Origin of the sequence: Georgenia sp. TF02-10, assembly GCF_022759505.1 — a bacterium.
GTDB lineage: Bacteria > Actinomycetota > Actinomycetes > Actinomycetales > Actinomycetaceae > TF02-10.
Window position 1 is genome coordinate 849,565 of sequence record NZ_CP094289.1, and the last position, 26,276, is coordinate 875,840.

The following is a 26,276-nucleotide window of genomic DNA, read 5'->3' on the forward strand; positions in this document are numbered from 1 at the left end:
GCCACGGCGGCCACCACGGTGCGTGGCCACCATGGTGCCGGTCAGCGGCGGATCGCACAGTGCTTTCGGGCATGAGATTCCGCCAATCGCTGCGCGTATCTCCCCGCCGGTGGCATCCTTCTTGTGTGGAGGCGCCGGGCACACGGCCGTCCCGATCGCGATAGTGAGCTCGAGATGACGACGACAACGAAGGCGGCCCGCGGCCGCCAGCCGCGGCCGCAGGCCGATCTGGCGGCGCTGGCGACAGCTGCCGGCCCGGACGCACTGAGCACGGCGGAGATCGACCGGGCGCGCCTCGCGCACGACGCCTCGCACTACCGCCTCTACCCGCGAGCTGTGGTCACGGCAACGTCGACGGCGCAGGTGGCCTCGGTCCTCGCCGCGGCCAGCGCGGCGCGCGCCCCGGTGACGTTCCGGGCGGGCGGCACGTCGCTGTCCGGGCAGGCGTCCAGCGACGGCGTGCTCATCGACGTGCGCCGGCACCTCGCCGACGTCGAGGTCCTCGACGGCGGCGCCCGTGTCCGGTGCCAGCCGGGTGCGGTGCTGCGGCGGGTCAACGCCACGCTCGCCCCGTACGGCCGGCGCCTGGGGCCGGACCCGGCCAGCGAGAGCGCCTGCACCATCGGCGGGGTGGTGGCCAACAACTCCTCGGGCATGACGTCCGGCACGTCGGCGACGGCCTACCGCACGCTCGAGTCCATGGTGCTCGTCCTGCCCTCGGGCACCACGCTCGACACGGCACGCCCCGACGCCGACGCCGTCCTGCGGGCGCGGGAGCCCGAGCTCCACGCCGGCCTCGCGCGCCTGCGGGACCGGGTACGCGGCGACGCGCGGCTGCGCGGGGTCGTCGAGCACCAGTTCTCGATGAAGAACACCATGGGGTATGGGATCAACGCCTTCCTCGACCACGACGACCCGGCGAAGATCCTCGCCCGCCTGTGCGTGGGCTCCGAGGGCACGCTGGCCTACGTCGCCGAGGTGACGCTGCGGACCGTCCCCGCCCTGCCGCACGCCGCGACCGCGCTGTGCGTGTTCGGCTCCATCGACCGGGCCACCGACGCCATCGCTCCCCTCAGCGCGGCAGGTGCGGTGGCGATCGAGCTCATGGACTCGTCCTCGCTGCGCGTGGCGCAGCGCGACGCCAACGCGGACGAGCTCATGCGGACGATCACCATCACCGACCACACCGCGCTGCTCGTGGAGGTCCAGGACACCACGGCCGAGGGACTCGCCGACGCACGAGCCCGGATGAGCCCGCTCCTGGAGCGGCTCGACCTCTCGGCGCCGGCCGCGCTGTCCACGGACCCGGCCGCGCGCGGGCGGATGTGGGCCGTGCGCAAGTCGTTGTACGCAGCCGTCGCCGGTGCCCGGCCCGCGGGCACGACGGCGCTGCTGGAGGACATCGTCGTCCCCCCGCCGGCCCTCACCGAGACGGTACGCCGCCTGGGGGTGCTGCTGGACCGGTACGGGTACGACGACGCGGTCACCTTCGGCCACGCCCGGGACGCGAACCTCCACTTCATGATCAACCCGCACCTGGACGTGCCCGCGGAGCTCGACGGCTACGCCGCCTTCACGGAGGACCTCGTCGAGCTCATCCTCGACGCCGACGGGTCGCTGAAGGCCGAGCACGGGACGGGCCGGATCATGGCGCCCTACGTCCGCCGGCAGTTCGGCGACGAGCTCTACGCTGTCATGGCCGAGGTCAAGGCGCTGTGCGACCCGGCCGGGGTGCTCAACCCGGGCGTCGTCATCGACGACGACCCCCACGCCCACCTCACGCACCTCAAGACCGTCCCGGCCGTGCACCCCGAGCTCGACCGGTGCGTCGAGTGCGGCTACTGCGAGCCGGTGTGCCCCTCGCGCAACACGACGACGACGCCGCGTCAGCGGATCACGCTCTTGCGCGAGATGGCGATCGCAGACCCTGAGCGGCGTGCCGCGCTGGAGGACGCCTACCCCTACCAGGCGGTGCACACCTGTGCGGCGGACTCGCTGTGCCGCGTCGCGTGCCCGGTGAGCATCGACACCGGCAAGGTGATGAAGTCCTTCCGGGCCGAGGCCCGGCCCGCCCCGGTGCAGGCGGTGGGCCGGGCGCTCGCGGCCGGCTGGGGGCCCACGACCGCCGTCCTGCGTCAGGCAGTCAACGTGGCCTCGCACGTGCCCGCCCCCGCGCTGCGGGCCACGACCGGGGCCGTGCGGCGCCTGGCCGGGGAGACGCTGCGGGACTGGATCCCCGAGGTGGGTGACCTGCCCGGCGGCGGCGCATCCCGCTCCGGCGCGGCCAAGGCCGCGCCGCGTCCCGCCGGACCGGCGGACGCGGTCTTCTTCCCCGCCTGCATCGGCTCGCTGTTCGCCGCCGAGGGCGAGGGCCAGGGAGCGACGCAGGCCTTCCTCCGGCTCTGTGAGCGCGCCGGCGTGCGGGTCGCCGTCCCCGACGGCATCGACGGGCTGTGCTGCACGACGGTCTGGGAGTCCAAGGGGCTCAAGGACGGCGCGGAGGCCATGGCCCGCCGCACGGCCCAGGCCGTGTGGGAGCTGACCGATGCCGGCCGGCTGCCCGTAGTGTGCGACGCGTCAAGCTGCACCCACGGGCTCGAGGGTCTCGCCGGCAAGCTCTCCGGGACGCTGGCCGAGCAGTGGTCCCGGCTCACCGTCGTCGACGCCGTCACCTTCACCCGCGAGCAGCTCCTGCCGCGCCTCGACGTCGACCCCGCCCGCCAGCTGCCCACCCTCGCCGTCCACCCCACCTGCTCGGCCGTGCACCTCGGCATGGTCGGCGACCTCGAGGCGGTCGCCGGGGCGGTGGCGGCGAAGGTGACCGTGCCGGTGGCGTGGGGCTGCTGCGGCACCGCGGGCGACCGCGGGATGCTGCACCCGGAACTCACGGCCGGCGCGACGGAGACGGAGGCCGCCGAGGTCGCCGCCCGCGAGGCGACGGACGGGCCGTTCACCGGGTACGCCTCGTGCAACCGCACCTGCGAGATGGGGATGACCGCGGCGACCGGACGCCCCTACCGGCACGTCCTGGAGCTCCTGGAGGAGGTGACGCGCTGAGGGCGGGGCGCCGCCGTCGCCGCCCTCCTCCTCGCCTCGCTGGCGGATGCGCGGGCGCGGCGCCCGCCCCGGACCGTCCGGCCTGATGCTGACCGGAGCCGGGTGTGACGTGGCAAGACCAGCTGACCGGTCGGCTGGTGGCCGACGTCGAGGCGGGGATATGCGTTGTCGACCGCACGCCGCCTCGGCCGCCGACGTCGCCGTACTGCACCGGCGCGGCGCGCGGGTCCTGTGCCACGTCTCGGTGGGTTCGCGGGAGTCCTGGTGCGCGGACGCGGCCGACGTGCGCCGGAGGTCGTCGGGCAATCCTCACCGGCTGGCCGGACGAGCGCTGGCTCGACGTGAGCCGCCTCGACGTGCTCATCCCATCGGAGGCCGAGCGCCTGCGGCGCCGCGCCGCGGCAGGGTTCGACGGGGTCGAGCTCGACAACACCGACGCCTACGCCTTCCACTGATCAGAACCAGCCCACCCGTTCTGGCCCACGACAACCGGAAACGGAAGACCATGGGCTGGTGGAGATCAACGTCCGTCGCAGTGTCAGGCTTGCCGCGGGTGCGGCCACGCTCGCCCTCGTCGCCGGGTGCGGCGGCGGGCCGGACGGCCCGGAAGGTACGCCGGACCCGTCGGCCACTCCCGTAGCGGCGGCGACCACCTCGGCCCCGGAACCAGACCCCACCGTGGAGCCGTCCCTGCTCACCGAGGAGCAGGTTGAGTCGGTCTTGCTAGCCCCGACAGAGTTCGGCGAGTACTTCACCGAGGCAACCGAGCAGGACGAGCAGGACTTCGGGGGCGCGGGACCAAGTTGCCTCGAAGCGATCGAGGATCCTTCCGGGGAGCCCGCTGCGACGGCGTCCCGGGACTACGAGGGGACGTTCGACAACGGCAAGAGCCTGTACGGCGTCGCCAGCATGGAGGTGAGCTCCTTCGCCACAGTGGAGGAGATCGCCGACGCGTTCGAGGCCGCCAAGAAGGGCCTGGCCGACTGCGGGACCGAGACCATCGACGGCGTGGAGTTCACCATCACCTACGATCCCGACCTGCAGCCCGTCACCGGGGTCGACGACCAGATCTTCCTCGAGATGCAGGGCGCGACTGCTGCGAGCGAAGAGGAACTCGTCGACGACGCCCTGGCCACCGATGTCGCCATGTCGATCGCGATGCTGAGGACCGGTAACAACACCGCGCTGCTCATGCTCGCCGATTACACGATGAAGGGCGCAACCCATGCCGAGATGGACATCGCCGCCCACGCGCAGACCGCGGCGGACCGTCTCCGCGCAGTGATCTCCGGCCAGGAATTCACCGGCCCCGGGCTGTACGAGTTCGAGTACATGGGAGCTACCGGGACCATCGAGATCCCCGCCGAGGCGACCCATCCCGCCGTGGCCGAGTTCGAGGAGTACCGGCAGACGGTCGGCGGTGCCCCCGTCACCTATCTCGTCGCCGAGATCGACAACACCAACGGCACCGACGACATCAACATGTACGAGGTCGACATCGTCACCGAGGAGGGCGAGCAGCTCACTACGTACGGCGTCGGGGATGCCATCGACGTCTGGGGCGATCTCGTCGACACCAACACCGACGAGGGTGTCGATCTATACAACCGTGGCGTCGACCTGTCCAACGCCCAACTGGACAGCCTGCTACCCGGAGCCAAAGGCACCCAGGTCCTGATCCTCGACGCCCCGCTCGACTCTGTCAGCCGCGTCTTCGTCTATCCGGCCGGCGGCGTCGATCGGGTCGAGGCGACGAAGGCCTTGTCGGTTCCCTGAGCCGAGTTCCCCCGGCGATCCAGCGCATCGCCCGCCTCGTGCTTGCCCCCGCGCCCCTCACCACCTCAGCAGCGTCGGCTGCCCCCTTCCCGGAGCGCGGGAGGCATCGCCGTCTCCGATAACGTCGTGGTTCACCGACGGGAGGAGAGGTGTGGCCACGGCTGTGCTGTCGGCCCTCATCGGGCTCGGCGTCGGCGCGGTGGTCGGCGCACTGGGGGCCGGCGGGGGCATCCTCACCGTCCCGGTCCTGGTCTACCTGCTCGGCTTCCAGCCCTACCCGGCGACCACCGCCTCCCTCGTCATCGTCGGCGCGACCGCGCTCGCCGCGCTCGTGACGCACGCGCGCGCCGGGCACGTGCGCTGGGCCCGGGGCCTGGCCTTCGGTGCCCTGGCCGGGGTGTGGACGTTCCTCAGCTCCCACCTCGCGGAGGCGGTCGACCCGGCGCTGCTGATGAGCCTGCTCGCGCTGCTCCTCGCCGTCGTGGCCGTCCTCATGCTGCGCCAGGCCCGACGCCCTCAGGGTCGGCGGCGAGGCAGCTCCACCCGCCCGGCAGGGTCTCGCCCGACCGCACCCGCCGGCGGTGGGGCCGACCGAGCGGGCGGCGCCCCTGTCCGGCGGGTGCTGCTGCTGGTGGCCGCCGCGGCCGGGACCGGCCTGCTCACCGGGTTCTTCGGCGTCGGCGGCGGGTTCGCCGTCGTCCCGGTCCTGGTGCTGGTGCTCGGGCTGCCGATGCAGACCGCCGTCGGGACCTCGATGGTCGTCCTCGTGATCAACGCTGGGACCGGGCTCGCCGCCCGCGGACCCAGCCTGGCCGCCCTGGACTGGCCACCCGTCCTCGCCTTCGCCGCGGCCTCGATGGTCGGCAGCGTGGTCGGCGCCCGGCTCGCCCGACGCATGAGCCCGGCGGCCCTGACGACGGCGTTCGCCGTCCTGCTCGCGCTCGTCGCCGTCTGGACCGCGGTGCAGGCGGTGCCGGACCTGGTGTGACGGCATCGACCTCCGGATCCCGGGCAATGGGGGGCGCGTCACGAGGCGGTCGTCGGGCGGTGGGTGAGGATGCGGGCGCCGGGCGCCGAGCGCCGGGCGGCGGGCCAGGACGCGGGTGCCGGGGCGGGGGGTCAGGACCCGGGCGCCCTGCGGGGTCAGGACCCGGGCGCCCAGCGGCGGGTCAGGACGCCGGCGCCGGCTCCAGCACGAAGACCGGGATCTGCCGCGTCGTCCGCTCCTGGTACTCCGCGTAGGGCGGGTACGCCTCGACGGCCCGCGCCCACCACTCGTCCCGCTCGGCCCCGGTCGCCTCGTGCGTGACGTAGTCGCGCCGCTCCGCGCCGTCCTGCAGCTCCACCTGCGGGTGCTCGCGGAGGTTGTAGTACCAGACCGGGTGCTGCGGCGCCCCGCCCATGGAGGCGACGACGGCGTAGCGACCCTCGTGCTCGACCCGCATCAGCGGGGTCTTGCGCAGCTTCCCGCTCCGGGCGCCGACCGAGGTCAGCACGATGATGGGACGGCCCTGCAGGGTATTGGCCTCGGCGCCGCCGGACGCCTCGAACTGCTCGACCTGCTCACGGGCGCGGGTGTCGGGGCTGGGCTCGTACTCTCCGTGCAACGGCATGGGGGACAGTCAAGCACCGATACGGACGGGGTGCGGCAGCGGCCCAGAACGGGGCGCCAGCGCGTCGTTGCCAACGACCACGGAGCCAGAGCACGCACGCGCCGCTCGCCCGTGTGGCGTCACGGCACGTCCGCCTGGACCAGCCGGCCGCGGCCGTGCCCGGTCAGCGGGCCGTCGTCGGCCCGGACGAACACCGCGTCCCCACGCCGCAGCACCTCGGCGGACCGGGCCGAACGCACGGCCACCTCCCCGTCCAGGCACAGCAGGATCCGCGGCCCCCGGCCGGGCAGCGGCTGCGGGGGTCCGCCGTCGCCGTCGGCCAGGTCGGTGACCGAGAGCTCGAAGTCGTCCACCGGGGCGTAGAACACCCGGGTGGCGCCGTGGAAGGTCTCCGGCGCGACCCGGATCGGCGGCGCGGCGACGTAGTCCACGCAGGCCAGCATCTCCGGGACGTCGACGTGCTTGGCCGTCAGGCCCGCCCGCAGGACGTTGTCCGAGGACGCCATCACTTCCACACCGAGGCCGCTGAGGTAGGCGTGGACCGCGCCGGCCGGGACGAACAGCGCCTCCCCGGGCTGGAGCGTGACGGGGTTGAGGAGCAGGGAGGCGACGACGCCCGGGTCGCCCGGGTAGGCCTCGGCGAGCATGGCGACCGTGCCGTCCGCCCGCGGCGACGGCGAGCCGTCGGCCAGCCGGGCCCGGCAGCCCGCGGCGAGCTCGGCCACCGCCGCGGCGCCGGGCCGGGTGGCCGGGTCCAGCAGCCAGGTGAACGCGGCCCGCACGCCGGCCGCCGTCGGGCTGGCCCGGAGCCGGCTGCGGAGCTCGGCGGCGACGGCGACGTCCAGGCCGGCGAGGAGCTCGGCGGCGCGGCGCGGGGCGCGGAAGCCGCAGACGGCCTCGAAGGTCGACAGCGCGAAGACGAGCTCGGGCTTGTGGTTGGGGTCGCGGTAGCTGCGGTCGGGGTGCGTGCGCGGGATGCCGGCGGCGTCCTCGGCGGCGTACCGCTCCGCGGCGCGCTCGAGGCTGGGGTGGACCTGCAGGGAGAGCGGCCGGGCCGGCGCGATGAGCTTGAGCAGGTAGGGCAGCCGCGGCCCGAACCGGGTGACCACGTCCGCGCCGAGGGCGCCGACCGGGTCGGCCTCGATGTGGGCGCGGAGGTCGGTGGGGGGGTTGGTGGTGGGCTGGTTTCCGGCCGCCCCGTCGAGCAGCGCGGGGGCGCTGGGATGGGCCCCGAACCACAGCTCGGCCACCGGCCCACCGGTCAGCGGCAGGCCCACCAGGTCAGGGATCGCGTCGACGGATCCCCACGCGTAGTCGCGGACGATCCCGGTCAGTCGGTGCACGGCGGTCTCTCTGCTGGTCGGTCCGGTCCTTCGGCGATGGTACGGCCGGCCGCGCGCGCCCCGGCCGACCCCCGGGCTGCCCGGGCGGGCCGCCTGCTCGGCCGGCGCCGTCGGCCCGCCGCCGGCACCTCGGCGCGCCCGGCAGCCGCCGGCCGGTGCCCGGTAGGGTCGCAGCGCACGACGTGAGCACGAGGAGAGAGCGGTGACCATGGAGCTGGTAGACCCGGCCCACCGGCAGTGGCTGGCCGACCACCGGCGCGGCCTCATCACGTTCGGGCTGCCCCAGGTCCCGGACGAGCGCGGCGCGCGATGGCTGGACGCGAGCGGCGCCGTCGACCCGACCCGACCGATCGAGACGTGGCTGACCGCCCGTGCCGTGCACGTCCACAGCCTCGGCGACCTCCTCGGCGTCCCCGGCTCCCGGGACGTGGGCGAGCGGGCGCTGGCCGCCCTCCGCGGCGCCCTGCACGACGACGTCCACGGCGGCTGGGTCACCGCCGTGCACCCGGACGGTAGCATCGACTTCACCAAGAGCGCCTACCCGCACGCGTTCGTCGTCCTCGCCGGGGCCAGCGCCGCCGTCGCCGAGCTCGACGGCGCCGCCGAGCTGCTCGCCGACGCCCTCGACGTCCTGGACGCCCGCTTCTTCGAGCCGTCGGTCGGGCTGCACGCGGACGAGGCGGACCGCGCCTTCCACCGCCTGGCGCACTACCGCGGCATCAACGCCAACATGCACGCCGTCGAGGCGCTGCTCGCCGCCGCGGACGCGACCGGGGAGCGGGACTGGGCCGCCCGGGCCGGCGGCATCGCCGAGCGGGTGGTGCACTGGGCCGAGGAGAACGACTGGCGCATCCCGGAGCACTTCACCGTCGACTGGGCGCCGCGGCTGGACCTGAACCGGGACCGCCCGGACGACCCGTTCAAGCCCTACGGTGCGACGGTCGGGCACGGGCTGGAGTGGGCCCGGCTGCTGCTCCACCTCGGCGCGCGGGGGGACGTCGACGCGGACTGGACCGCGGCCGCCGTCGCCCTGTACGACCGGGCGGTGGCGGACGGCTGGGCCGCCGACGGCGCGGACGGGTTCGTCTACACCACGGACTGGTCCGGCCGGCCGGTGGGGCGCAAGAGGATGCACTGGGTGGCCGCCGAGGCCATCAACACCGCGGCGGCGCTGCACCAGGTGACCGGGGAGGACCGGTACGCCGCGGACTACCACCGGTGGTGGGCCTACACCGACCGGTACCTCATCGACCACGAGCGCGGGTCCTGGCACCACGAGCTCGACCCGCAGAACCGGCCGGCGGGCACCGTCTGGCCCGGCAAGCCCGACCTGTACCACGCGGTGCAGGCGACCCTCGTCCCGGTGCTCCCGCTCGCGCCCACCATCGCGGCCGCGCTGGCCGGGGGCGCGCTGACCGAGGGGTGACAGACCGGCCGGCCTGGCGGCCAGATCCCTGCCGGCCGTGCGTCCGCACGTTGGCCGCGAGTCAGCCCAGCCGCTCCGCCAGGTAGTCCACGCACGCGGTGAGCGCCTCGACGTCGGCGGGGTCCACGGCCGGGAACATGCCGACCCGGATCTGGTTGCGGCCGAGCTTGCGGTACGGCTCGACGTCGACCACCCCGTTCGCGCGCAGCTGGGCCGCCACCGCGGCGGCGTCGACGCCCGTCAGGTCCACGGTGCCCACCACGGGGGAGCGGTGCGCCGGGTCCGCCACGAACGGCGTCGTGAAGCCCCGGGCCTCGGCCCACCCGTAGAGGATCTCCGCCGAGGCCGCGGAGCGCTGCGCCGCCCATGCCAGCCCGCCCTGCTCGGCCAGCCAGTCCAGCTGCTCGGCGAGCATCACCAGCGTCGCGACCGCCGGGGTGTTGAGCGTCTGGTCCTTGCGCGAGCTGTCCACCGCGAGCTGGAGGTTGAGGAAGTCCGGCACCCACCGGCTCCCGGTGACCTCGGCGATGCGGGTGAGGGCGGCGGGGGAGACCACGGCGAGCCACAGGCCGCCGTCAGAGCCGAAGACCTTCTGCGGGGCGCAGTAGTACACGTCGGTGCGCGCCAGGTCCACCCGGGTGGCCCCGGCGATGGACGTGGCGTCCACGACCGTGAGCGCCTCGCTGGTGCCGACCCGGATGACCGGGGAGGCGACGCCGGTGGAGGTCTCGTTGTGCGGGTAGGCGTAGACGTCCACGCCCTCCGCCGGGGCGCACACCGCGAGGTCGCCGGGGTCGGCGGTGCGCACGTCGGAGGGCTGGAGGAAGGGCGCGCGGTCGGTGGCAGCGGCGAACTTCTGGCCGAACTCGCCGAAGGCGGCGTGCTGGGCGCGCTCGCGGACCACGGAGAAGGCGAGCGCGTCCCACAGCGCGGTGGTGCCGCCGTTGCCGAGGACCACCTCGTACCCGGCCGGTGCGCCGAGGAGGTCGGCGACCCCAGCGCGGACCCGGTGCACCAGGGAGCGCACCGGGGCCTGCCGGTGGGAGGTGCCGAGCACCGTGGTGCCGAGCGCGGCGAGCAGGTCCGCCTGGGCGGGGCGGACCTTGGAGGGCCCGGAGCCGAACCGGCCGTCCGCGGGGAGCAGGTCGGGGGGGATCGCGATCGTCTCCATGGCGGGCGATCCTTCCATCCTCCGGCGGGGGCGGGGAGCGGCGTCCGGGGGGAGGGGGTCCGGCGGAGAGCGGCGTCCAGGGAGTGGTGTCCGGCGGAGAGCGGCGTTCCGGCGGGCCCCTCAGTGCTGGGTGCGGGTGCCGCCGGCGGGGCCTGATCAGCGCTGCGCCCGGGCGAGGCCCGGACGGACATGGCCGGCAGCGCCGCTGCTGAGCACCTTGCGGACCTCCGCGACCACTAGCTCGGGCTGGTTCATGACCTCGTGCCAGGTGAAGCGCAGCACGACGTATCCCCGGGCGAGGAGCTCACGGTCGCGTCGACGGTCTTCGGCGAACTGGCGGCGTCTGGAGTGGTAGGCGAAACCGTCGCATTCGACGACCACCACGCCGTCGACCAGCAGGTCGACCTCGCCGACCCCGGAGATGATCACACCGGCGCAGACGGTGAACCCCGCGTCGACCAGGGTGAGCCGGGCCTTGGTCTCGGTCGCCGACCGGCTCCGGCCGTCGCAGCGGGCGAGCGCGGCCAGGCCGGCGGTGCGGCCGGGCCCGCGGAGCGAGCGCTCGAGCTCCTCGACGGTGACCAGCCCTTGGTTGAGGGCTGAATCCACCATCGTGACCGCCGCGAGCTGCGGCTGGCACCGCAGGACCCGGGCGAGGGCGTCGGCGACCGGGGCCAGGGGTATGCGACCACCCGTCGGGCTGGTCCATCCGGTCTCGCGATGGACCCGTGGGCGCGGGAGGCCGGGGACGACCAACTGGTTGTTCCGGTCGTAGGGCACGGCGAGGTGGATCACTGGAGGCGTGTCCAGGGTGGCGAGCCGGTAGTACGGCGCTGCGCTGACGCAGGTGATCGAGGCATCCAGTCGGCGAGCGAGCATCAGGGCGTGTTCGACATCAGCGCGGGCCACCCAGCCGCGGCCGAGCTGGATGACCACCGACGCCGCCACTAGCTCCTGCAGCTCGCGCCGCTGCTCCCGCGTGCGTGCCACATCCATGCGGCGTGCAACCCCATCGAGGCCGGTCAGCCGCTCCAAGACGTCCACGGTCAGAGGCTGACAGGGCTGGGATGGCCGGCGACCAGCAGGAGCCCGTGGTTGTGGATCGCCTCGTCACCAGGGTGTCTGTGGACCGCCTGCTCCTGACGGTCGCGCTCCCACGGTCGATTGGCTCCTGGCTGGCCCGAGCGGGCGGGTTGGTGCTCGAGCGTGGCCGGTAGGTGCCAGAGAAGGGGAGCGGTTGAACGGCCGGACACGGGAGGGGTGCTCGCGAACGACCGTAAAGTCGCCCAGCGAGCCATCCCTGCCTGGCCGTGATCCGCGGAATCCTGCGGATCACGGTCAGCGCACATCCGGCTCGGGGATGACTTTACGGTCGTCTGCGTACACCCCCTCCGCGGCCGACGGTCGGTCGCGACCGTGGACGCAAGCCCCGCGGGCTTGCGCCTCCGGTGGTCGACCGCGGGACAGTAGGTGCGGAGGGGGCTTCGTGGGTGGCTGAGAAGGGACTGGCGACAGCCGAGCGCGTGGGGAGGTGTTTGCGAACGACCGTAAAGTCCCCTGGTGGCGCCGTGACCGCCCAACGGCAACCGCGGAATCACGCGCATCAGGGTGGGTCCCGAGCCGGCTCGGAGGGGACTTTACGGTGGTTCGCGTACACCCCTCGCCCGCCACCCCTGGCATCGCCCGCTGACGTGCCGGTCCCGGCACGGAACCGGCTCAGGCGGCGAGTCGGTCGTGGACGTCCAGCACGTGGGCCGACCAGCCCGCCGTGCGTCCGCAGATGTACATGGCGCTGAGGAGCTCGGCCGGCACCCCGACGTGATCGAGGAGCACCGCTCCCCAGAACAGGAGGTCAGGCCCGCTGTCCGCGCCGAGCGCCGCCCGGCCCGCGGCGGCGACTGCGTCGGCTGCCGCGAGCCGGCGGGCGTGCAGGTCCACGCATGCCTGGCGGAGGAGGTCGGTGCGTACGTCCCCGGGCACCGGCGTGGTGAACCCGGGCAGGCGCGGGTGACGGGCGAGGTAGTCCGCCACCGCGGCCGCGGCGTCCCCGGTGCGCTCGACGGTCGTGAGGAGCTCGAGGCCAAGCGCCGCCGCCCCACCGCCGAACGGGCCACCGGCGACCGCCACCGCCGCCGCGAGGCAGGACGCCGCGTCCGTCCCCACCTCGGCGGCGAGCCGGGCGGTGCGGGTGGAGGGCACCGGGCCGACCTCGGCCACGGCCAGCCAGAAGAGGTTGAGGGCGTCGGTCGCGACGGGGTCGACGTGACCCCGCCAGCGCATGAGGAACCGCTCGGTGACCGTGCTGACGAGGTCGATCTCCCGCTGCGGGACGGCGGGCACCTGGTCACCACGGGCGGACTGCGCGACGAAGCTCAGCGCCAGGACGGAGGCCCGCGCGAGGTTCTCCCGCGCCTGCGCCTGGCTGATGTCCGTGAGCGGCCGGTACCCCCACACCGGCGCGACCTGCGCGAGGGCGGAGAGCACGTCGGCCCGCACGTCCCCGGTCCGGACGGGGAGGTTGAACGGCTCCGCGGGCGGCAGCCCGGGCGAGCCCGGTCCGTCGACCAGCAATCCCCAGACCCGCTCGAAACTCGTGCCCACGAGCTCGGTCACCCGCCGGCCACGGTAGGCGGGGACCCCGTCGACCACGGCGTACAGGTCGGGGGAGTCGTCACCGCTCCCCGGGTCCGGGGACGGCGGGGTGAGCGGCATCCCGCGCAGGATAGGCACGACCGGCGCCACGAACGAAAAATGGCCGCACCCGGTTCCGGACCCCCGGGCCGAGAGACGGACCTCACGAGCAGCCCGCGCGCCCGCGCCCAGGACAGGCGGTGACCACCTCCGCCTCGAGCACCTGCGCGGCCGTGCATGGCGGGGCGCCCGACGCCGGCACCGGACGGTCCGCGGCTGGCGCAGCGGACGGTTTGCGGCTGGGACACCGGACGGTTCCGCGACGGATGCACACGCGGGAGCCCGGGGTCCCTGCCGGCAAGCACTGGCGGAGGGCCGGAGCGGCCCGCCGTCGCCGCCCGATCCCTATCCTTGGAGGGACGGCGCCGGCCGCCGCCGGCTGCCGGCGGTCAGCGGGCACCACAGAGAGCGGGAACACGTGAGCGACCTCATCGACACCACCGAGATGTACCTCAAGACGGTCTACGAGCTGGAGGAGGAGGGTGTCGTCCCGCTGCGTGCCCGGATCGCCGAGCGCCTCGGCCACTCCGGCCCCACCGTGTCCCAGACCGTCGCCCGGATGGAGCGCGACGGGCTGCTCGTCCTCACCGGCAACCGCCAGCTTGAGCTCACCCCCGTCGGCCGGGAGCGGGCCATCCACGTGATGCGCAAGCACCGGCTCGCCGAGCGGCTCCTCGTCGACGTCGTCGGCCTCGACTGGCCCCACGTCCACGAGGAGGCGTGCCGCTGGGAGCACGTGATGAGCGAGCAGGTCGAGCGGCGCCTGCTGGACCTCCTCGACCACCCGCACGTCGACCCCTACGGCAACCCCATCCCCGGCCTCGAGCAGCTCGGCGAGCAGCCGGCGCTGCCGCCCCGGGACGAGGTCCGGGCGCTCGCCGACGTCGTCGCCGAGCTCGTGCCGGCCGGGCAGGACGGCCCGGGCGACGGCGCGGACGGGCACGTCGTGCTGGCCCGGATCGGCGAGCCGCTGCAGGTCGACGTCGAGCTCCTCAGCCGGATGCTCGAGGCGGGCCTGCGCCCGGGTGCCCGGCTGGCCGTCCGGCCGCGCGCCGACGGCGACCTCGTCTCGCTGCACGCGCCCGGCGCCGAGACGGTCCTGGACCTGCCGGAGGAGATCACCCGGCACCTCTTCGTCAGCACAGAGCGCTGACCGTCTGTCCGGAGCACAGAGCGCTAACCGTCTGTCCGGCGGCGCCGAGCGCTGAGCGAGTGCGTGTCCTGCATCACATCTCGGGCCCGCGGTGGCCGTCCGGAGGGTTGAGCGCCCGGGGTGCAGCTTCACCCTCTTCCCCGTCCTGACCTGGGCAATGATCCGCCCGCCGGGGGCCGGCACCCCGGGCCGCTGACGGCGCCGCCCGCACCCGCCGTCGGCGTCGTTACGGACAGCGTTATCGAAACGTGACACGGCCTCTGGCCGTCCGCTACTGTCGTGCCCGCTCCGCGGCCCTCCTCGTGGAGCTCTCCGGGCAGGCGCCGAGCCCTGCCGCTGCCTGGGGACTGGTGCGAGCAGGTAGTCGGCAGGGGCGGGGGACCCACGGATCACGGGTCCCACCACATGGGGTCCTTGGGGTAAAGCACGGCCACGAGCCGTGCCGGGCGTCTCTCTCGTCCGCACCCGACAGCTCACCCCGCAGGCGGCCATGAGAGGTTCTTGTGACCACGACGCTTTCCACCGGGCGCCACCGCGCCGCGGTTCGTCCCTCCACCCCCATCTCCCTCGCCCTGCAGGGCAAGGGGGCCCGCCGGTCCCTCGCCGCCGTGGCCTCCTCCGGCCTGGTGCTGACGATGGCGGCGACCTCCGCCACCGCCGGCCCGTCCGAGAACGCCGCCCTGCCTAACGTCGACGTCTCGGCGCCCACCGCCGAGGCGCTCAGCGCCCTGGCCACCACCCCGACCGTCAGCGTGCCGACCGGCGCCGAGTGGACGGCGGACTCCGTCGCCGACGAGGTCGAGGCCAAGGCCCCCCGCCCGGTCGTGCGGCCCGAGCCCGTGGTCGAGCGCAGCACGCAGCAGGCGTCCCGCACCGGCCAGCGCGCCGCGCTCACCGCCGAGGCCACCGAGGCCACCACGGCTGAGGTCACCGGGGCCGAGGCCACCGACACCGTTGCGGAGGCCACCACCGTCTCCGCCGGGGCCGAGACGGCCGCCCCGGCCGATGAGCCGGCGCCGGCCGCCGCCCCCGCGGCCTCGGCGTCCGCCTCGGCCATCGTGAACATCGCCCGGCAGTACATCGGCACCCCCTACGTCACCGGCGGGGCCAGCCCGGGCGGGTTCGACTGCTCCGGCTTCACCCAGTACGTCTTCGCCCAGGCCGGCATCTCCCTGCCGCGCACCTCCTCCGCCCAGCGCGGCGCCGGTGTCGTCGTCTCCGCCGCCGAGGCCCGCCCCGGGGACCTGGTGTGGGGGCCCGGGCACGTGGGCATCTACACCGGCAACGGCCAGCACATCGCCGCCCGCAACCCCAGCACGCCGCTGTACGAGAGCCCCATCTACATGTCCAACCCGACCTTCATCCGGGTCACCGGCTGACCCACCGGCACCACGCTCGCCGCACCGCCAGGTGCCGGCCCCTGCCAGCGGCCCGTCCCTTCATCGGGGCGGGCCGCTGGTGGTTCCGCCGCACCTGCCGCCGGCGCCTCCACCAGCCGTTACTGCTCGCCGGCTCCGCAGTTCGCGGCACAATGAGGTCAAAGGTCAACAGACCACCAAGAGGAGGTTGGGACAATGGCGCGTGCGAATGTCATCGTCGTCGGCGTGGACGGCTCGGAGCCGAGCCTCGCGGCCGTGGACTGGGCGATCGGCGAGGCGCAGAAGTGCGGCTGGCGCCTGCACATCGTCTGTGCGTACGCGCTGCCGTCCTTCACCGCGGCCTCCCTCGACGGCGGCTACGCCGCCATGGACGACACCGCCATCCAGCAGGGCGCCCAGGCGGTGGTGGACGAGGCCGTCGACCGCTGCCGGACCGCCGGGGTGGAGGTGACCTCGGCGCTGGAGACCGGTGACCCGGCCGGTGTCCTGGTGGACCTCTCCCGGGAGGCCAGCCTCGCCGTCGTCGGCACCCGCGGCGGCGGCGGGTTCACCGACCGGCTGCTCGGCACCGTCTCCTCGGCGCTGCCGGCGCACGCGCACTGCCCGACCGTCGTCGTGCCCGTCCAGGGCAAGCGGGACTTCCAGCCCGTCCGGCGCATCGTGGTCGGGGTCGACGGCTCGGAGTCCGCCCGGATCGCGCTGCGCCGCGCGGTGGACGAGGCCGAGCGGTGGGACGCCGAGCTCACCGCCGTCGCCGCCGTCCCGATCGCCACCGGCGCCGGGGCGATGGCCTGGCTGCCCGCCGCCGTCGACCGCGACGAGGTGCTCGCCGACGTGCGCGAGGGCCTGGCGGTGGCCGTGGCCGCCGCGGTCGGCGACCGGAAGGTGCGGGTGCGCCAGCACGCCCTCGACGGCAACGCCGCCGCGCTGATGTCCGAGTTCTCCACCGCGGTGGAGATGGTCGTCGTCGGCTCGCGCGGCCGGGGCGGGTTCGCCGGGCTGCTGCTCGGCTCGACCAGCCAGGCCGTGCTGCACCACGCCGCCTGCCCGGTCATGGTCGTCCCGGCCCGGATGCGGGACGAGGGGACCTCGCCGGCGGACGTGCCCTGGAACCGCTGAGCCCGGGCGCTACGCCGGCCGCCCCGCCGCCTCCCGGAGCACGTCGGCGAGCGTGTCGAGCGCGAGGTCCAGGTCCTCGGCCGTGATCGTCAGCGGCGGGGCCAGGCGCAGCGTGCTGCCGTGGGTGTCCTTGGTCAGCACGCCGCGGGCGGCGAGACGCTCGGACGCCGCCCGGCCGGTCAGCCCGAGCGCGGGCGCGACGTCCAGGCCCGCCCACAGCCCCACCGTCCGCGCGCCGGCGAGGAGCCCCTCGGCGACCAGGGCGTCCACCCGTGCGGTGAGCTCGGCGCCCAGCGCCCGCGCCCGGGCCTGCAGGTCCCCGGGCGCGAGGAGGTCCACCACCGCCAGGCCGACCGCGCACGCCAGCGGGTTGCCGCCGAACGTCGACCCGTGCGTGCCGGGGGTGAGCACGCCGAGCACCTCCCGGCGCCCCACCACGGCGGACACCGGCAGGATCCCGCCGCCGAGCGCCTTGCCCAGCGTCGTCAGGTCCGCCCGTACCCCCGCCAGGTCCTGGGCGAGGGTGGTCCCGGTCCGGCCCAGCCCGGACTGGACCTCGTCCAGCACAAGCAGGGCGCCGGCGTCGTCGCACAGCGCCCGCAGCCGCGGCAGGTAGTCCGCCGGCGGGATGAGCACGCCGGACTCGCCCTGCACCGGCTCGACGAGCACCGCGACGGTGGTCTCGTCCACCGCGGCGGCCGCGGCGTCGGCGTCGCCGAACGGCACCACCCGGAAGCCCGGGGTGTACGGGCCGAAGTGGTCGCGGGTCTCCGGGTCGGTGCTCGCCGAGACGATGGTCGTGGTGCGGCCGTGGAAGGCGCCGTCGGCGACGACGATGCTCGCCCGCCCGTCCGGCACGCCCTTGACCTCGTACCCCCACTTGCGGGCGGCCTTGATCGCCGTCTCCACCGCCTCGGCGCCGGTGTTCATCGGCAGCATCATCTCGGTGCCGGTGAGCTCGGTGAGGGCGACGGCGAAGGGGCCGAGCAGGTCGTGGTCGAACGCGCGCGAGGTCAGGGTGAGGGTGTCCAGCTGGGCCTTCGCGGCGGCCACCAACGCCGGGTGGCGGTGGCCGAAGTTCAGCGCCGAGTAGCCGGCGAGGCAGTCCAGGTACCGGCGGCCGTGGACGTCGGTGACCCAGGAGCCCTTGCCGGCGTGGAGCACGACGTCGAGGGGGTGGTAGTTGGGGGCGAGGGCGTCGCCGGCGGCGGTACGGGTGGCCGAGGCCGGGGCGGCTGCGTGGTCGAGCACGGGTCCTCCTGTAGGGGTGGCAGCAGGTGTGAGGAGTGTCTCAGGATTCCTGCGCGATGGGTGCCGACGGCGGCCGGAGCGGCGCGGCGGGGCGTCCATTGCTCGGGCGACGGCCCGCCGGAAGGCTCCGCCCGGGGTGCGAGGCGCCATGTCTGTACTCGTGATGGCGGCTTCACGCCCATCTGAAGCCGCCATAGCGAGTACAGACATGGGGGTCGGTGCGTTCTGGGACGGGCAGCGCCTCGTGACCAGCGTGCAGGTGCACGTCCTCGAGTCCCCGCGTGCGCACCCGGCTCGGGCGGCGCCGGTCCAACTGGTGAGCGCGGGTGACGGGCTGCGGCCACGTGCCGGACGCCACCTTCCGTGAATCACCCGGCGGGACTACCGTTGGTTCTTGGTCCCGCACCGGCGGGCCTGCCACCGTTACAGGAGTGAGCGTGCTCAACAGCTGGAACCTCACCACATGCCGCGCCGTCGACCTTCGTCGTCAGGCCAGCATGATGTGTGCGGCCGTCACCTGTTGTTGACCCACTGACTGCGCCCGGCACGACCGCCGGGCCCCAGCCCATGGCTGCGTCGCCGTCGGCCGCACTGGGCAGGCACGCCGCCGCTCCGCCCCGCCGAGAATCCGGCACCGGGGTATCGGCATCGGCGCGGGAAACCCCCGCACGCCGTGCACGGGCGGCGCCCGCACCCGCACCGGCCTCGGCGCTGCACGCTGACCGGCCCTCGCGCCGCACGACCGGCGTGTGACCGGCGGCGCGCCACCGGCCCCACCGGCGTCCGCCTCGGCGGTGCCCGGTGGCTGACCACGGCGCCGCTTGCCCGCGTCGGTGCAGCCCGCGGCCTGCGGCCACAGCCCCCGCACCCCCGTACCCCGCCCTCCGGGCGGCCCTCCCGCGCCACGCCCCCGTGACGCACGACCGAAAGGCACCCCGACCGTGTCCACCTCATCCACGCAGCCGGCGGCCACCGAGCCGCGCCGCCGGCTGCGCCTGCCCTCCTTCAGCGTCCAGATCCTCCTCGGCCTGGCCCTGGGCGTGCTGCTCGGCTGGCTCGCCCTGTCCATCGGCAAGACCCCCGCCGGCGAGGAGAACGGCCTGACCGTCGCGCTGAGCACCATCGGCGGCTCATTCGTGAGCCTGCTCAAGGCGGTCGTCCCGCCGCTGGTGTTCACCGCGATCGTGGCCTCGATCGCCAACCTGCGCGGAGTAGCCAACGCCGCCCGCCTGGCCGGGCAGACCCTGCTGTGGTTCGCCATCACCGCCCTGATCGCCGTCGGCATCGGGATCGGGCTGGGCCTGCTGCTCCAGCCCGGCAGGACCGCCGGCGTCGACGAGTCCGAGGCCGGCGCCCCGAGCACGACCGGCACCTGGCTGGACTTCCTCCAGGGTCTCGTCCCGCAGAACTTCCTCGGCCTGGGCGCCTCGTCCAGCCTGGAGACCGCCGACGACGGGACCATCACCGCGGTCAGCACCGGGCTGAGCTTCAACGTCCTGCAGATCATCGTCATCGCCCTGGTCGTGGGCATCGCGGCGCTGAAGACCGGCACCAAGGCCGAGCCGTTCCTCACCCTCAACCGCTCCGTGCTCACCGTGGTCCAGAAGGTCCTGTGGTGGATCATCCGGCTCGCCCCGCTCGGCACCCTGGGCCTGATCGGCCGGGCCATCGCCACCTACGGCTGGACCTCGCTGGCCAGCCTGGGCACCTTCGCCATCGCCGTCTACCTCGGCCTGGCGCTGGTGCTGCTGGTCGTCTACCCGGTGCTGCTGAAGAGCCACGGGCTGTCCGTGGGCCGGTACTTCCGCGGCGCCTGGCCGGCGATCCAGCTCGGCTTCGTCTCCCGCTCCTCCATCGGCACCCTGCCGGTGACCGAGCGGGTCACCCACCGCAACCTCGGCGTGCCGCGGGCCTACGCCTCCTTCGCCGTGCCGCTGGGCTCGACGACCAAGATGGACGGCTGCGCCGCGATCTACCCCGCGGTCGCCGCGATCTTCGTCGCCCAGTTCTTCGGGATCGACCTCTCCGTCCTGGACTACCTGCTCATCGCGTTCGTCTCCGTGGTCGGGTCCGCGGCGACGGCCGGGCTCACCGGGGCGGTCGTCATGCTCACCCTGACCCTGTCCACCCTGGGCCTGCCGCTGGAGGGCGTGGGCCTGCTGCTGGCCATCGACCCGATCCTGGACATGGGCCGCACCGCGGTGAACGTCGCCGGGCAGGTGCTGGTGCCGGTCATCGTGGCCAAGCGCGAGCGCATCCTCGACGTCGAGCAGTACAACGCCGCCGACGCCGAGGACCTCTTCGCGGACGACGACGACGAGGTGCCGGCCCCCGCGGCCGAGGAGACCGACGGCGTGGCCTCCGCCGGCGACGACGCGGCCACCGTCGTTACCGGCACGGCCACGCCGGAGCCGGCCGGCCGGCGCTGAGGGGGTCGGGCGCGGGCGGCGTCGACGGCGGCCGCGGCGGATGCCCGTCGCGGCCGCGCTCGCGCGGCTGAGCGCTGGTGACCATACTTCGGGCGCATGAATCGAACGCTTGCCGCGTCCGCCGCGGCGGCCCTCCTGCTGGTTCTCGGATGTGCCGCGTGCACACCTGAGCCGGTGCCGTCTGAGACCGCCGGGACGCCGTCGCCCGAAGGGACGCTTGAGGTGGACCTGACGATGAGCGTCGTCCTCAACGCGGACGGCTCGGTGTCGGTGACCGCTGAGTCGAACCTGCCCGATGGCACCGAGCTCGGATCGTCAGTGTTCCAGGAGGGCGCGTTTCTCGCCCAGGACTCCCAGACGTTGCACGGCGGCAGCGCCTCGTTCGGGCCGTTCAGTGACGAGGGCGGCCCGATCCCCCCGGGAACCTATGAGGTGAGCGTGACCATGCCCATCGCGCGCAACCAGCCCGACGAGGTGAAGGCGACTATCGGTGAAGCTGGCGAGAACCTGACGGGGCCCTTGGTCAGCGAAGAGAGCATCACGGGCGATGCCGTGGTGAGCGTCAGCGATCAGCTCGTCGTGCCCTAACAGTGGCACTCAGTCCCGCTCCCTGCGGCGGCCGGGCGGCCCGGTCCGCCCGGTCCGCCCGGTCAGGTGGCGCTCCACCCGCCACAGCGCGAGGGCGGACATCGTCTCGAGGACGGGGGTCAGGACCATGCCGGTCCACCGGCGCGGGAGCGGGCCGCGCAGCCAGACGTCCTCCTCCCACCGGGCCTCGCACGCCGTCGGCCCGCGCGGGTGCACGCTGATCTGCACGGAGCCGAGCAGGACCGGTCCGACCTTGCGGACCTCGAGCAGCCCGGCGGCCCCGCCGTCGGGCGGCCGCACCCCTACCACCTGCATGCGGTCGACGAACGCGCAGGCCGTCACGGCGGTCACCGCGTCCCCGGGCCGGGGCGGCACCGGCGGCGCGTCGACCACGGTCAGCGGGGTCCACCGGCCGTGCCCGCGCAGGTCGGTCAGCAGCGCGAACGCCTCGGCGGCGGGGACGGGCAGCGTGCGGCGCACGGCTCAGCCGGTGACCTGCTCGACGATCAGGGCGGCGACCTCGGTCGGCTCGCGCTCGGGCAGCCAGTGCCCGGCGTCGAGCACGACGAACCGGTACGGGGCCTCGACGTGCTCGGCGGTCAGCTCCGCGGCCGTCCGGCCGAGGGCGGGGTCGCGGTCGCCCCAGACGAAGGTGGTCGGCACGCGCACCGGCCCGACCTTCGAGCGCTGCAGCGGGACGGCCCGGTACCAGTTGAGGGCCGCCGTCAGCGCCCCGGGCTCGCGCATCCGCGCGGCGTACCGCGCCGCGGCGCCCTCCGGCAGGCCGGCGGCGCGCAGCGCCCGGTCCAGGCGGGGACCGAGGGTGGCCTCGGGCAGCCGGGGCAGCTGGAAGAACCCCATGTAGGACGAGCGCAGCAGCTGGGCCGAGCGCAGGGTTGCCCGGGCCAGCGCCTGCGGGTGCGGCGTCGAGACCGCCGTGTAGGTGGCGATCCGGTCCGGGTGCGCGGCGGCCAGCGCCCAGCCGACCAGGCCGCCCCAGTCGTGGCCCACCAGGTGCGCCCGCTCCAGGCCGGCGGCGTCGAGCAGGGCGAGGACGTCGGCCACCAGGAAGTTCGTCCGGTAGGCCGCCCGGCCGGGCGGCCGCGCGCCGGGGGAGTAGCCGCGCTGGTCCGGCACGAGCGTGCGCAGCCCGGCGCCGTGCAGCGTCGGCACGACGGCGTCCCAGCTCGACCCCTCCTGCGGGAACCCGTGCAGGAGCACCACCGTCGCGCCGTCGACCGGTCCCTCGTCCCGGACCTGGAAGCGCAGGCGGCCCCGGCGCAGCTCCTGGATTCGGCTCATGGATCGCACGCTACGCGAAGCGCCCGGGCGGGACATCCCCACCCGGGCGCTCTCGCGTTGCTCCGACCGGTCAGGCGGTGCCGGACTGCGGCTGGGTGTTGTCGGTGCCGCCGAGCTCGCGGAGGAACTCGTGGCACTTGTGGGCGCGGTCGGAGTCCTCCTTCATCACCTGCTCGAAGAAGGAGGCGATGTCCTCCCGGCCGGCGTTGCGCGCGTCGCGCACGTACTGGCCGTAGTCGTGCCCCGCCTTCAGGGAGTGGTACTGGACGGAGATGAGGTCGAAGGTCACGTCGTCGAAGCCGGTCTCACCGGTAGCCATGAGCAGTTCCTTTCTCTAGGTGGGTTGGGGTTCTTCCGAGAGGTAGGCCCCTCGAAGCTTGCAGTCCGTGCCGTCCGCCGGCACCGCGTCGGTCGGACGGGTGAGCCAGGCCGACCGGCACGGTCAGCGGGGGCGCCGGCCGGACGGACAGCGGGCGCACGGGATCGAGACGGTCAGCGGGCGTACGTCGTGCCCGTGCCGGCCGCGGTGCTCCGGCGCGCCGGCCACAGGGCGATGAGGAGCCCCAGGACGACGCTGATCGCGTGCAGCCAGTTGTCGGCGCCGTTGATGTTCAGGAAGTTGATGTCCGGGTTGTTCACCGCGAAGAGCCCGTAGACGAATGCGGCGCCGTAGCCGACGACGAGGATCCAGCCGAAGGTCCGGGCGCTCGCGGACCTCGCCCACATGGTCACGCCGAGCAGGCCGATGAGGAGGTGGACGACGTTGTGCAGCGGGTTGATCGCGAAGCCGAGGAGGGTCTGGTCGTGGTTGTGCTCCAGCCATCCGCTGAAGCCGGTGATGAAGAAGCCGACGACGCCGATGATGAGGTACACCAGGCCGACGAGGAGCGCCAGCCATTGGTGCGGCCCGCGCCCCGTGCTCACCTCTTGTGATCGTGACGTTGCCATGAGGTCTCTCCGTCCCAGAAAGGTGCGCTTCGTCACAGGGTGCCCCGATATGGGTGGAGGCGCATCTCGGACGCAGGGTGCGGGTTTGGTCGGCGGCGCCGGCGGCGGGTCGACGGCGGCGGCGCGTGGGTCAGCGGCGCTCAAGCAGGTCGTGCTCGGCGATGACGTCCCGCGCCAGCGTCTTGTAGCCCTCGGTGTCGAAGAAGACGGTGATCCGGTCCCCCTCGTGCCGCATGACGACCCCGTCGCCCCACTCGCGGTGCCGCACCGGCGCCTGGAGCGGGAACGGGTCGTCCTGGCCGTCGCCATCGGAGGGGCCGCCGTCGTCGGGAGCACCGGCGCGATCGCTGCCGTCAGCGGCACCACCGCGACCGCCGTCGTCAGCGGCACCACCGCGACCGCCGTCGTCCGGACCGCCCCGGCCCGGGGCACCCGGACCCGGGCCCCCGCCGGCCGGCGCCACGGGCGGGGAGTCGGCCGACGCTGGGGAGGCGGACCGCACCGGCTGCGTCGGCACCGCCGGCCCCTCCCCGAGCACGGGCACCTCCGCCGGCTCGGCCGCCTCCGCCTCGGCCTCGGCCGGGTCGGCGAGCTCCCCGGGGGCGGCCGCCGCCCGCCCGTCCGGCTCGGCACCGTCCGGCGCCTCGCCCCGCGCCAGGCACACGTCGCAGTTCCCGCACGGCCCCACCTGCTCCTCGCCGAAGTAGCCGAGCAGGAACGCGCGCCGGCACTCCGTCGTCTCGGCGTAGCCGCGCAGCATCTCGATCCGCGAGCGGGCGATCCGCTCGCGGGACTCCGTCGCCTCCTCCGCCCGCTTCACGACGGCGGCCGGCCGGTCCGTGCCGACGGCCACCACCCCGCGGCCCTCCCGGCGCGCCGCCCCGGCCTCGACGAGGAGGTTCACCAGCCCGGAGACCCGCCGGGCGGAGATGCCCGACGCCTCCGCCAGCGCCTTGCGGGTGACCGGACCGTCGGCCTTCAGCAGCGCCCGCAGCACGGCCCGCAGCGCCTCGCCGTCGACCCGGGTGCTGGCGAAGAACCGCCGCAGCCCGAGGTCCTCGGGCCGGTAGTGCAGGGTGGCGAGGGCGGGCTCGCCGTCCCGGCCGGCCCGGCCGATCTCCTGGTAGTAGCTGTCCAGGGAGTCCGGGGCGTCGGCGTGCACGACGAACCGGACGTCGGCCTTGTCGATGCCCATCCCGAAGGCGGTGGTGGCCACGACCACGTCGAGGTCGCCGTCGAAGAAGGCCCGGTGGACCTCCTCCCGGTCCTTGTCCCGCCGGCCGGCGTGGTAGGCGGCGGCGCGCCGGCCCGCCTCGCGCAGCGCCTGAGCGTACCGCTCGGTGTCCGCCCGGGTGGCCACGTACAGCAGGCCCGGCCCGGGCAGCGCGGCGACGTCCTCCACGACGGCGCGGCGCTTGGTCGCGTCCTCGGTGTACCGGCGGACCACCAGGCGCAGGTTGGGCCGGTCGAACCCGCGGGCGAGCACGAGCGGGTCCCGCAGCCCGAGCCGCTCGACGATCTCCCGCTGCACCGGCGCGGACGCCGTCGCGGTCAGCGCCAGGACGGGCGGGCGCCCGACGTGCTCGGCCGCCGCGGCCAGGCCCAGGTAGTCCGGGCGGAAGTCGTGCCCCCAGGAGGAGACGCAGTGCGCCTCGTCGACCACGAACAGCGAGGGCGCGACGCCGCGCAGCCGGTCCAGGACGTCCTCGCGGGCGAGCTGCTCGGGGGAGAGGAAGAGGAACTCGGCGCCGTCGCGGCCGACGGCGGTCCACGCCTCCGCGTTCTCCCGCCGGCCCTGGGCGGAGTTGACGGTGACCGCCTCCGGCGCGTCGGCGGCCCGGTCGATGCCGGCGACCTGGTCGTCCTGCAGGGCGATGAGCGGGGAGACGACGACGGTCGCGCCCGCCCGGAGCAGCGCCGGCACCTGGTAGATCGCCGACTTCCCGCTCCCGGTGGGCATCACCGTGAGCACGTCGCGGCCCTCGACGACGGCGGCCATGGCCTCGGCCTGGCCCGGCCGCAGGGAGTCCCAGCCGAAGGCGTCCTGGGCGACGCGGCGCAGCTCGTGCTGCACGTCCGCGGATGTCATGCGGTCACTGTGCGGCCCGCGCGCCCGGCGGGCAACGTGGGGCCGGCACAGCGCGGGTGGGCCTCGGCACACCAGGAGGTCGGACGTCCTCTGCGGTGGCAGCAGGCCAGCCGGCGGAGGTTGCCCGCCGCCGGAGCGTGCTCAGGCCCGGTGCTGGGCGGTGGCCCGGTTGTGCTCCAGCGCTGTGCCGAGCCAGAAGGACAGGCCCTCCTCACCCGCGACCGATTCCGCCGCCACCGAGATCCAGCCCGGACCCATGCTCCGGCCCGCCCCCATCTCGGCCCGGGACGCCCCGGGCACCCGGACCAGCTCGTCGTCCCGCTCGGCAGCGACGCGGACCAGCAGGCCACCGCCCTTCAGCGCGCTGACGACCATCTTCTCGTTCACCATGAACGACCGGCCGCCGAACATCGGCACCTCGCGCACCGACGGCTCGCCGGACAGCAGCGCGCGGAGACGCTCGACCAGCTCGGACTGCCCGGGCACCGGCGGCCTGGTCATGGGCGGCCTGGTCATGCCTCGGCCGGCGGGCCGAAGGAGAGGCGGTCGAAGATGAGGACGCTCTCGGCGATCTTGCCGTCGCGGACGGTGAAGCACTCCGCGGCGGGCGCCGTCGTGGTGGCCGCCGTCTCGGGGTAGTAGAACAGCGCGACCCGGTCGCCGTCGGCGAAGCTGGCGATGTCCGCCAGCCCGGTCAGTGCGGGAGCGAAACCGGCGATGAACGCGCGGTACGCCGCCTTGCCGGTCAGGTCTGCCCCCGGGGCGCGGCAGGTGATGTCGTCGGCGACCCGTGTCATCGCCCGGTCGACGTCGCCGCTCGTCCACGCCCGGTGGTAGTCCTGCACGACCGCGTACGCGGATTCCTGCGTCATGGTGCGCTCCTTCGTTGGTGGTCCCGGACGTGTGCGGCCGGGTTACTGCTGCCGGACCTATGCGGCCGG

General features: G+C 74.6%; 23 protein-coding genes and 1 riboswitch. Of the genes, 10 read left to right on the top strand and 13 right to left on the bottom strand.

From position 1 onward, the window contains the following. Positions 1-174 precede the first annotated feature (174 nt). The 4 genes from MF406_RS03825 (at position 175) to MF406_RS03840 (ending at position 5,821) form a co-directional block, all read left to right on the top strand. Positions 175-3,057, top strand: coding sequence for an FAD-binding and (Fe-S)-binding domain-containing protein (locus MF406_RS03825; RefSeq protein WP_242896679.1), 2,883 nt, complete (start codon positions 175-177; stop codon positions 3,055-3,057). A gap of 137 nt (positions 3,058-3,194) precedes the next feature. Beyond that, on the top strand, positions 3,195-3,512 hold the full coding sequence (locus MF406_RS18675; RefSeq protein WP_256463951.1) for an endo alpha-1,4 polygalactosaminidase: 318 nt from the start codon (positions 3,195-3,197) through the stop codon (positions 3,510-3,512). Positions 3,513-3,735: 223 nt separating this feature from the next. Beyond that, a complete protein-coding gene (locus tag MF406_RS03835; RefSeq protein ID WP_242896681.1) occupies positions 3,736-4,833 on the top strand; it encodes a hypothetical protein in 1,098 nt (365 codons plus the stop codon). Between the two features lie 151 nt (positions 4,834-4,984). Next, on the top strand, positions 4,985-5,821 hold the full coding sequence (locus MF406_RS03840; protein ID WP_242896682.1) for a sulfite exporter TauE/SafE family protein: 837 nt from the start codon (positions 4,985-4,987) through the stop codon (positions 5,819-5,821). A gap of 181 nt (positions 5,822-6,002) precedes the next feature. Here MF406_RS03840 and MF406_RS03845 read toward each other — a convergent pair whose 3' ends face one another. Continuing rightward, positions 6,003-6,446: a nitroreductase family deazaflavin-dependent oxidoreductase gene (locus tag MF406_RS03845; RefSeq protein WP_242896683.1), complete on the bottom strand. Its 444-nt coding sequence runs from the start codon at positions 6,444-6,446 to the stop codon at positions 6,003-6,005. 119 nt (positions 6,447-6,565) lie between these two features. Next, complete coding sequence (gene manA, locus MF406_RS03850) at positions 6,566-7,789, bottom strand: mannose-6-phosphate isomerase, class I (protein WP_242896684.1); 1,224 nt, start codon at positions 7,787-7,789, stop codon at positions 6,566-6,568. Positions 7,790-7,997: 208 nt separating this feature from the next. Here manA and MF406_RS03855 point away from each other — a divergent pair, with 208 nt between their 5' ends. Then, complete coding sequence (locus MF406_RS03855; protein ID WP_242897675.1) at positions 7,998-9,215, top strand: AGE family epimerase/isomerase; 1,218 nt, start codon at positions 7,998-8,000, stop codon at positions 9,213-9,215. 61 nt (positions 9,216-9,276) lie between these two features. Here MF406_RS03855 and serC read toward each other — a convergent pair whose 3' ends face one another. The 3 genes from serC to MF406_RS03870 form a co-directional block, all read right to left on the bottom strand. Then, a complete protein-coding gene (gene serC / locus MF406_RS03860) occupies positions 9,277-10,386 on the bottom strand; it encodes a phosphoserine transaminase (protein ID WP_242896685.1) in 1,110 nt (369 codons plus the stop codon). A 156-nt stretch (positions 10,387-10,542) separates the two neighbouring features. Continuing rightward, entirely contained in the window at positions 10,543-11,382 is an 840-nt protein-coding gene (locus MF406_RS03865; RefSeq protein ID WP_242896686.1) for an endonuclease domain-containing protein, read from the bottom strand. Between the two features lie 720 nt (positions 11,383-12,102). Continuing rightward, on the bottom strand, positions 12,103-13,098 hold the full coding sequence (locus MF406_RS03870) for a citrate/2-methylcitrate synthase (RefSeq protein ID WP_242896687.1): 996 nt from the start codon (positions 13,096-13,098) through the stop codon (positions 12,103-12,105). 397 nt (positions 13,099-13,495) lie between these two features. Here MF406_RS03870 and MF406_RS03875 point away from each other — a divergent pair, with 397 nt between their 5' ends. The 3 genes from MF406_RS03875 (at position 13,496) to MF406_RS03890 (ending at position 16,728) form a co-directional block, all read left to right on the top strand. Then, the gene (locus MF406_RS03875) at positions 13,496-14,230 is read left to right on the top strand and encodes a metal-dependent transcriptional regulator (protein ID WP_242896688.1); all 735 of its coding nucleotides are present in this window, start codon (positions 13,496-13,498) and stop codon (positions 14,228-14,230) included. Between the two features lie 311 nt (positions 14,231-14,541). After that, positions 14,542-14,732, top strand: a riboswitch (cyclic di-AMP (ydaO/yuaA leader). Position 14,733: 1 nt separating this feature from the next. Continuing rightward, positions 14,734-15,609 carry a C40 family peptidase gene (locus MF406_RS03885; RefSeq protein ID WP_305852986.1) on the top strand — a complete coding sequence of 292 codons (876 nt, stop codon included), beginning with the start codon at positions 14,734-14,736 and terminating at the stop codon, positions 15,607-15,609. Positions 15,610-15,804: 195 nt separating this feature from the next. Continuing rightward, complete coding sequence (locus MF406_RS03890) at positions 15,805-16,728, top strand: universal stress protein (protein WP_242896689.1); 924 nt, start codon at positions 15,805-15,807, stop codon at positions 16,726-16,728. Between the two features lie 9 nt (positions 16,729-16,737). Here MF406_RS03890 and rocD read toward each other — a convergent pair whose 3' ends face one another. After that, a complete protein-coding gene (rocD, locus tag MF406_RS03895) occupies positions 16,738-17,979 on the bottom strand; it encodes an ornithine--oxo-acid transaminase (protein ID WP_242896690.1) in 1,242 nt (413 codons plus the stop codon). 941 nt (positions 17,980-18,920) lie between these two features. Between rocD and MF406_RS03900 the strand changes: the two genes are divergently transcribed. Continuing rightward, entirely contained in the window at positions 18,921-20,408 is a 1,488-nt protein-coding gene (locus tag MF406_RS03900) for a dicarboxylate/amino acid:cation symporter (RefSeq protein WP_242896691.1), read from the top strand. Between the two features lie 222 nt (positions 20,409-20,630). Next, positions 20,631-20,996 (top strand): hypothetical protein, encoded by a 366-nt coding sequence (locus MF406_RS03905; RefSeq protein ID WP_242896692.1) that lies wholly within the window; start codon positions 20,631-20,633, stop codon positions 20,994-20,996. A gap of 9 nt (positions 20,997-21,005) precedes the next feature. Here the strand turns inward: MF406_RS03905 and MF406_RS03910 are convergent, their stop codons facing one another. From MF406_RS03910 to MF406_RS03940, 7 genes are all read right to left on the bottom strand, one after another. Further along, positions 21,006-21,476 (bottom strand): hypothetical protein, encoded by a 471-nt coding sequence (locus MF406_RS03910; protein WP_242896693.1) that lies wholly within the window; start codon positions 21,474-21,476, stop codon positions 21,006-21,008. Between the two features lie 3 nt (positions 21,477-21,479). Continuing rightward, positions 21,480-22,298 carry an alpha/beta fold hydrolase gene (locus tag MF406_RS03915; protein ID WP_242896694.1) on the bottom strand — a complete coding sequence of 273 codons (819 nt, stop codon included), beginning with the start codon at positions 22,296-22,298 and terminating at the stop codon, positions 21,480-21,482. 70 nt (positions 22,299-22,368) lie between these two features. After that, positions 22,369-22,617 (bottom strand): acyl carrier protein, encoded by a 249-nt coding sequence (locus MF406_RS03920; RefSeq protein WP_242896695.1) that lies wholly within the window; start codon positions 22,615-22,617, stop codon positions 22,369-22,371. 173 nt (positions 22,618-22,790) lie between these two features. Next, the gene (locus MF406_RS03925) at positions 22,791-23,222 is read right to left on the bottom strand and encodes a DUF4383 domain-containing protein (RefSeq protein ID WP_242896696.1); all 432 of its coding nucleotides are present in this window, start codon (positions 23,220-23,222) and stop codon (positions 22,791-22,793) included. Positions 23,223-23,376: 154 nt separating this feature from the next. Further along, positions 23,377-25,335: a RecQ family ATP-dependent DNA helicase gene (locus MF406_RS03930; protein ID WP_242896697.1), complete on the bottom strand. Its 1,959-nt coding sequence runs from the start codon at positions 25,333-25,335 to the stop codon at positions 23,377-23,379. Positions 25,336-25,476: 141 nt separating this feature from the next. Further along, positions 25,477-25,836, bottom strand: a complete 360-nt coding sequence (locus MF406_RS03935; protein WP_242896698.1) for a TfoX/Sxy family protein — start codon at positions 25,834-25,836, stop codon at positions 25,477-25,479. Positions 25,837-25,847: 11 nt separating this feature from the next. After that, positions 25,848-26,207: a nuclear transport factor 2 family protein gene (locus MF406_RS03940; RefSeq protein ID WP_242896699.1), complete on the bottom strand. Its 360-nt coding sequence runs from the start codon at positions 26,205-26,207 to the stop codon at positions 25,848-25,850. Positions 26,208-26,276: the final 69 nt, after the last annotated feature.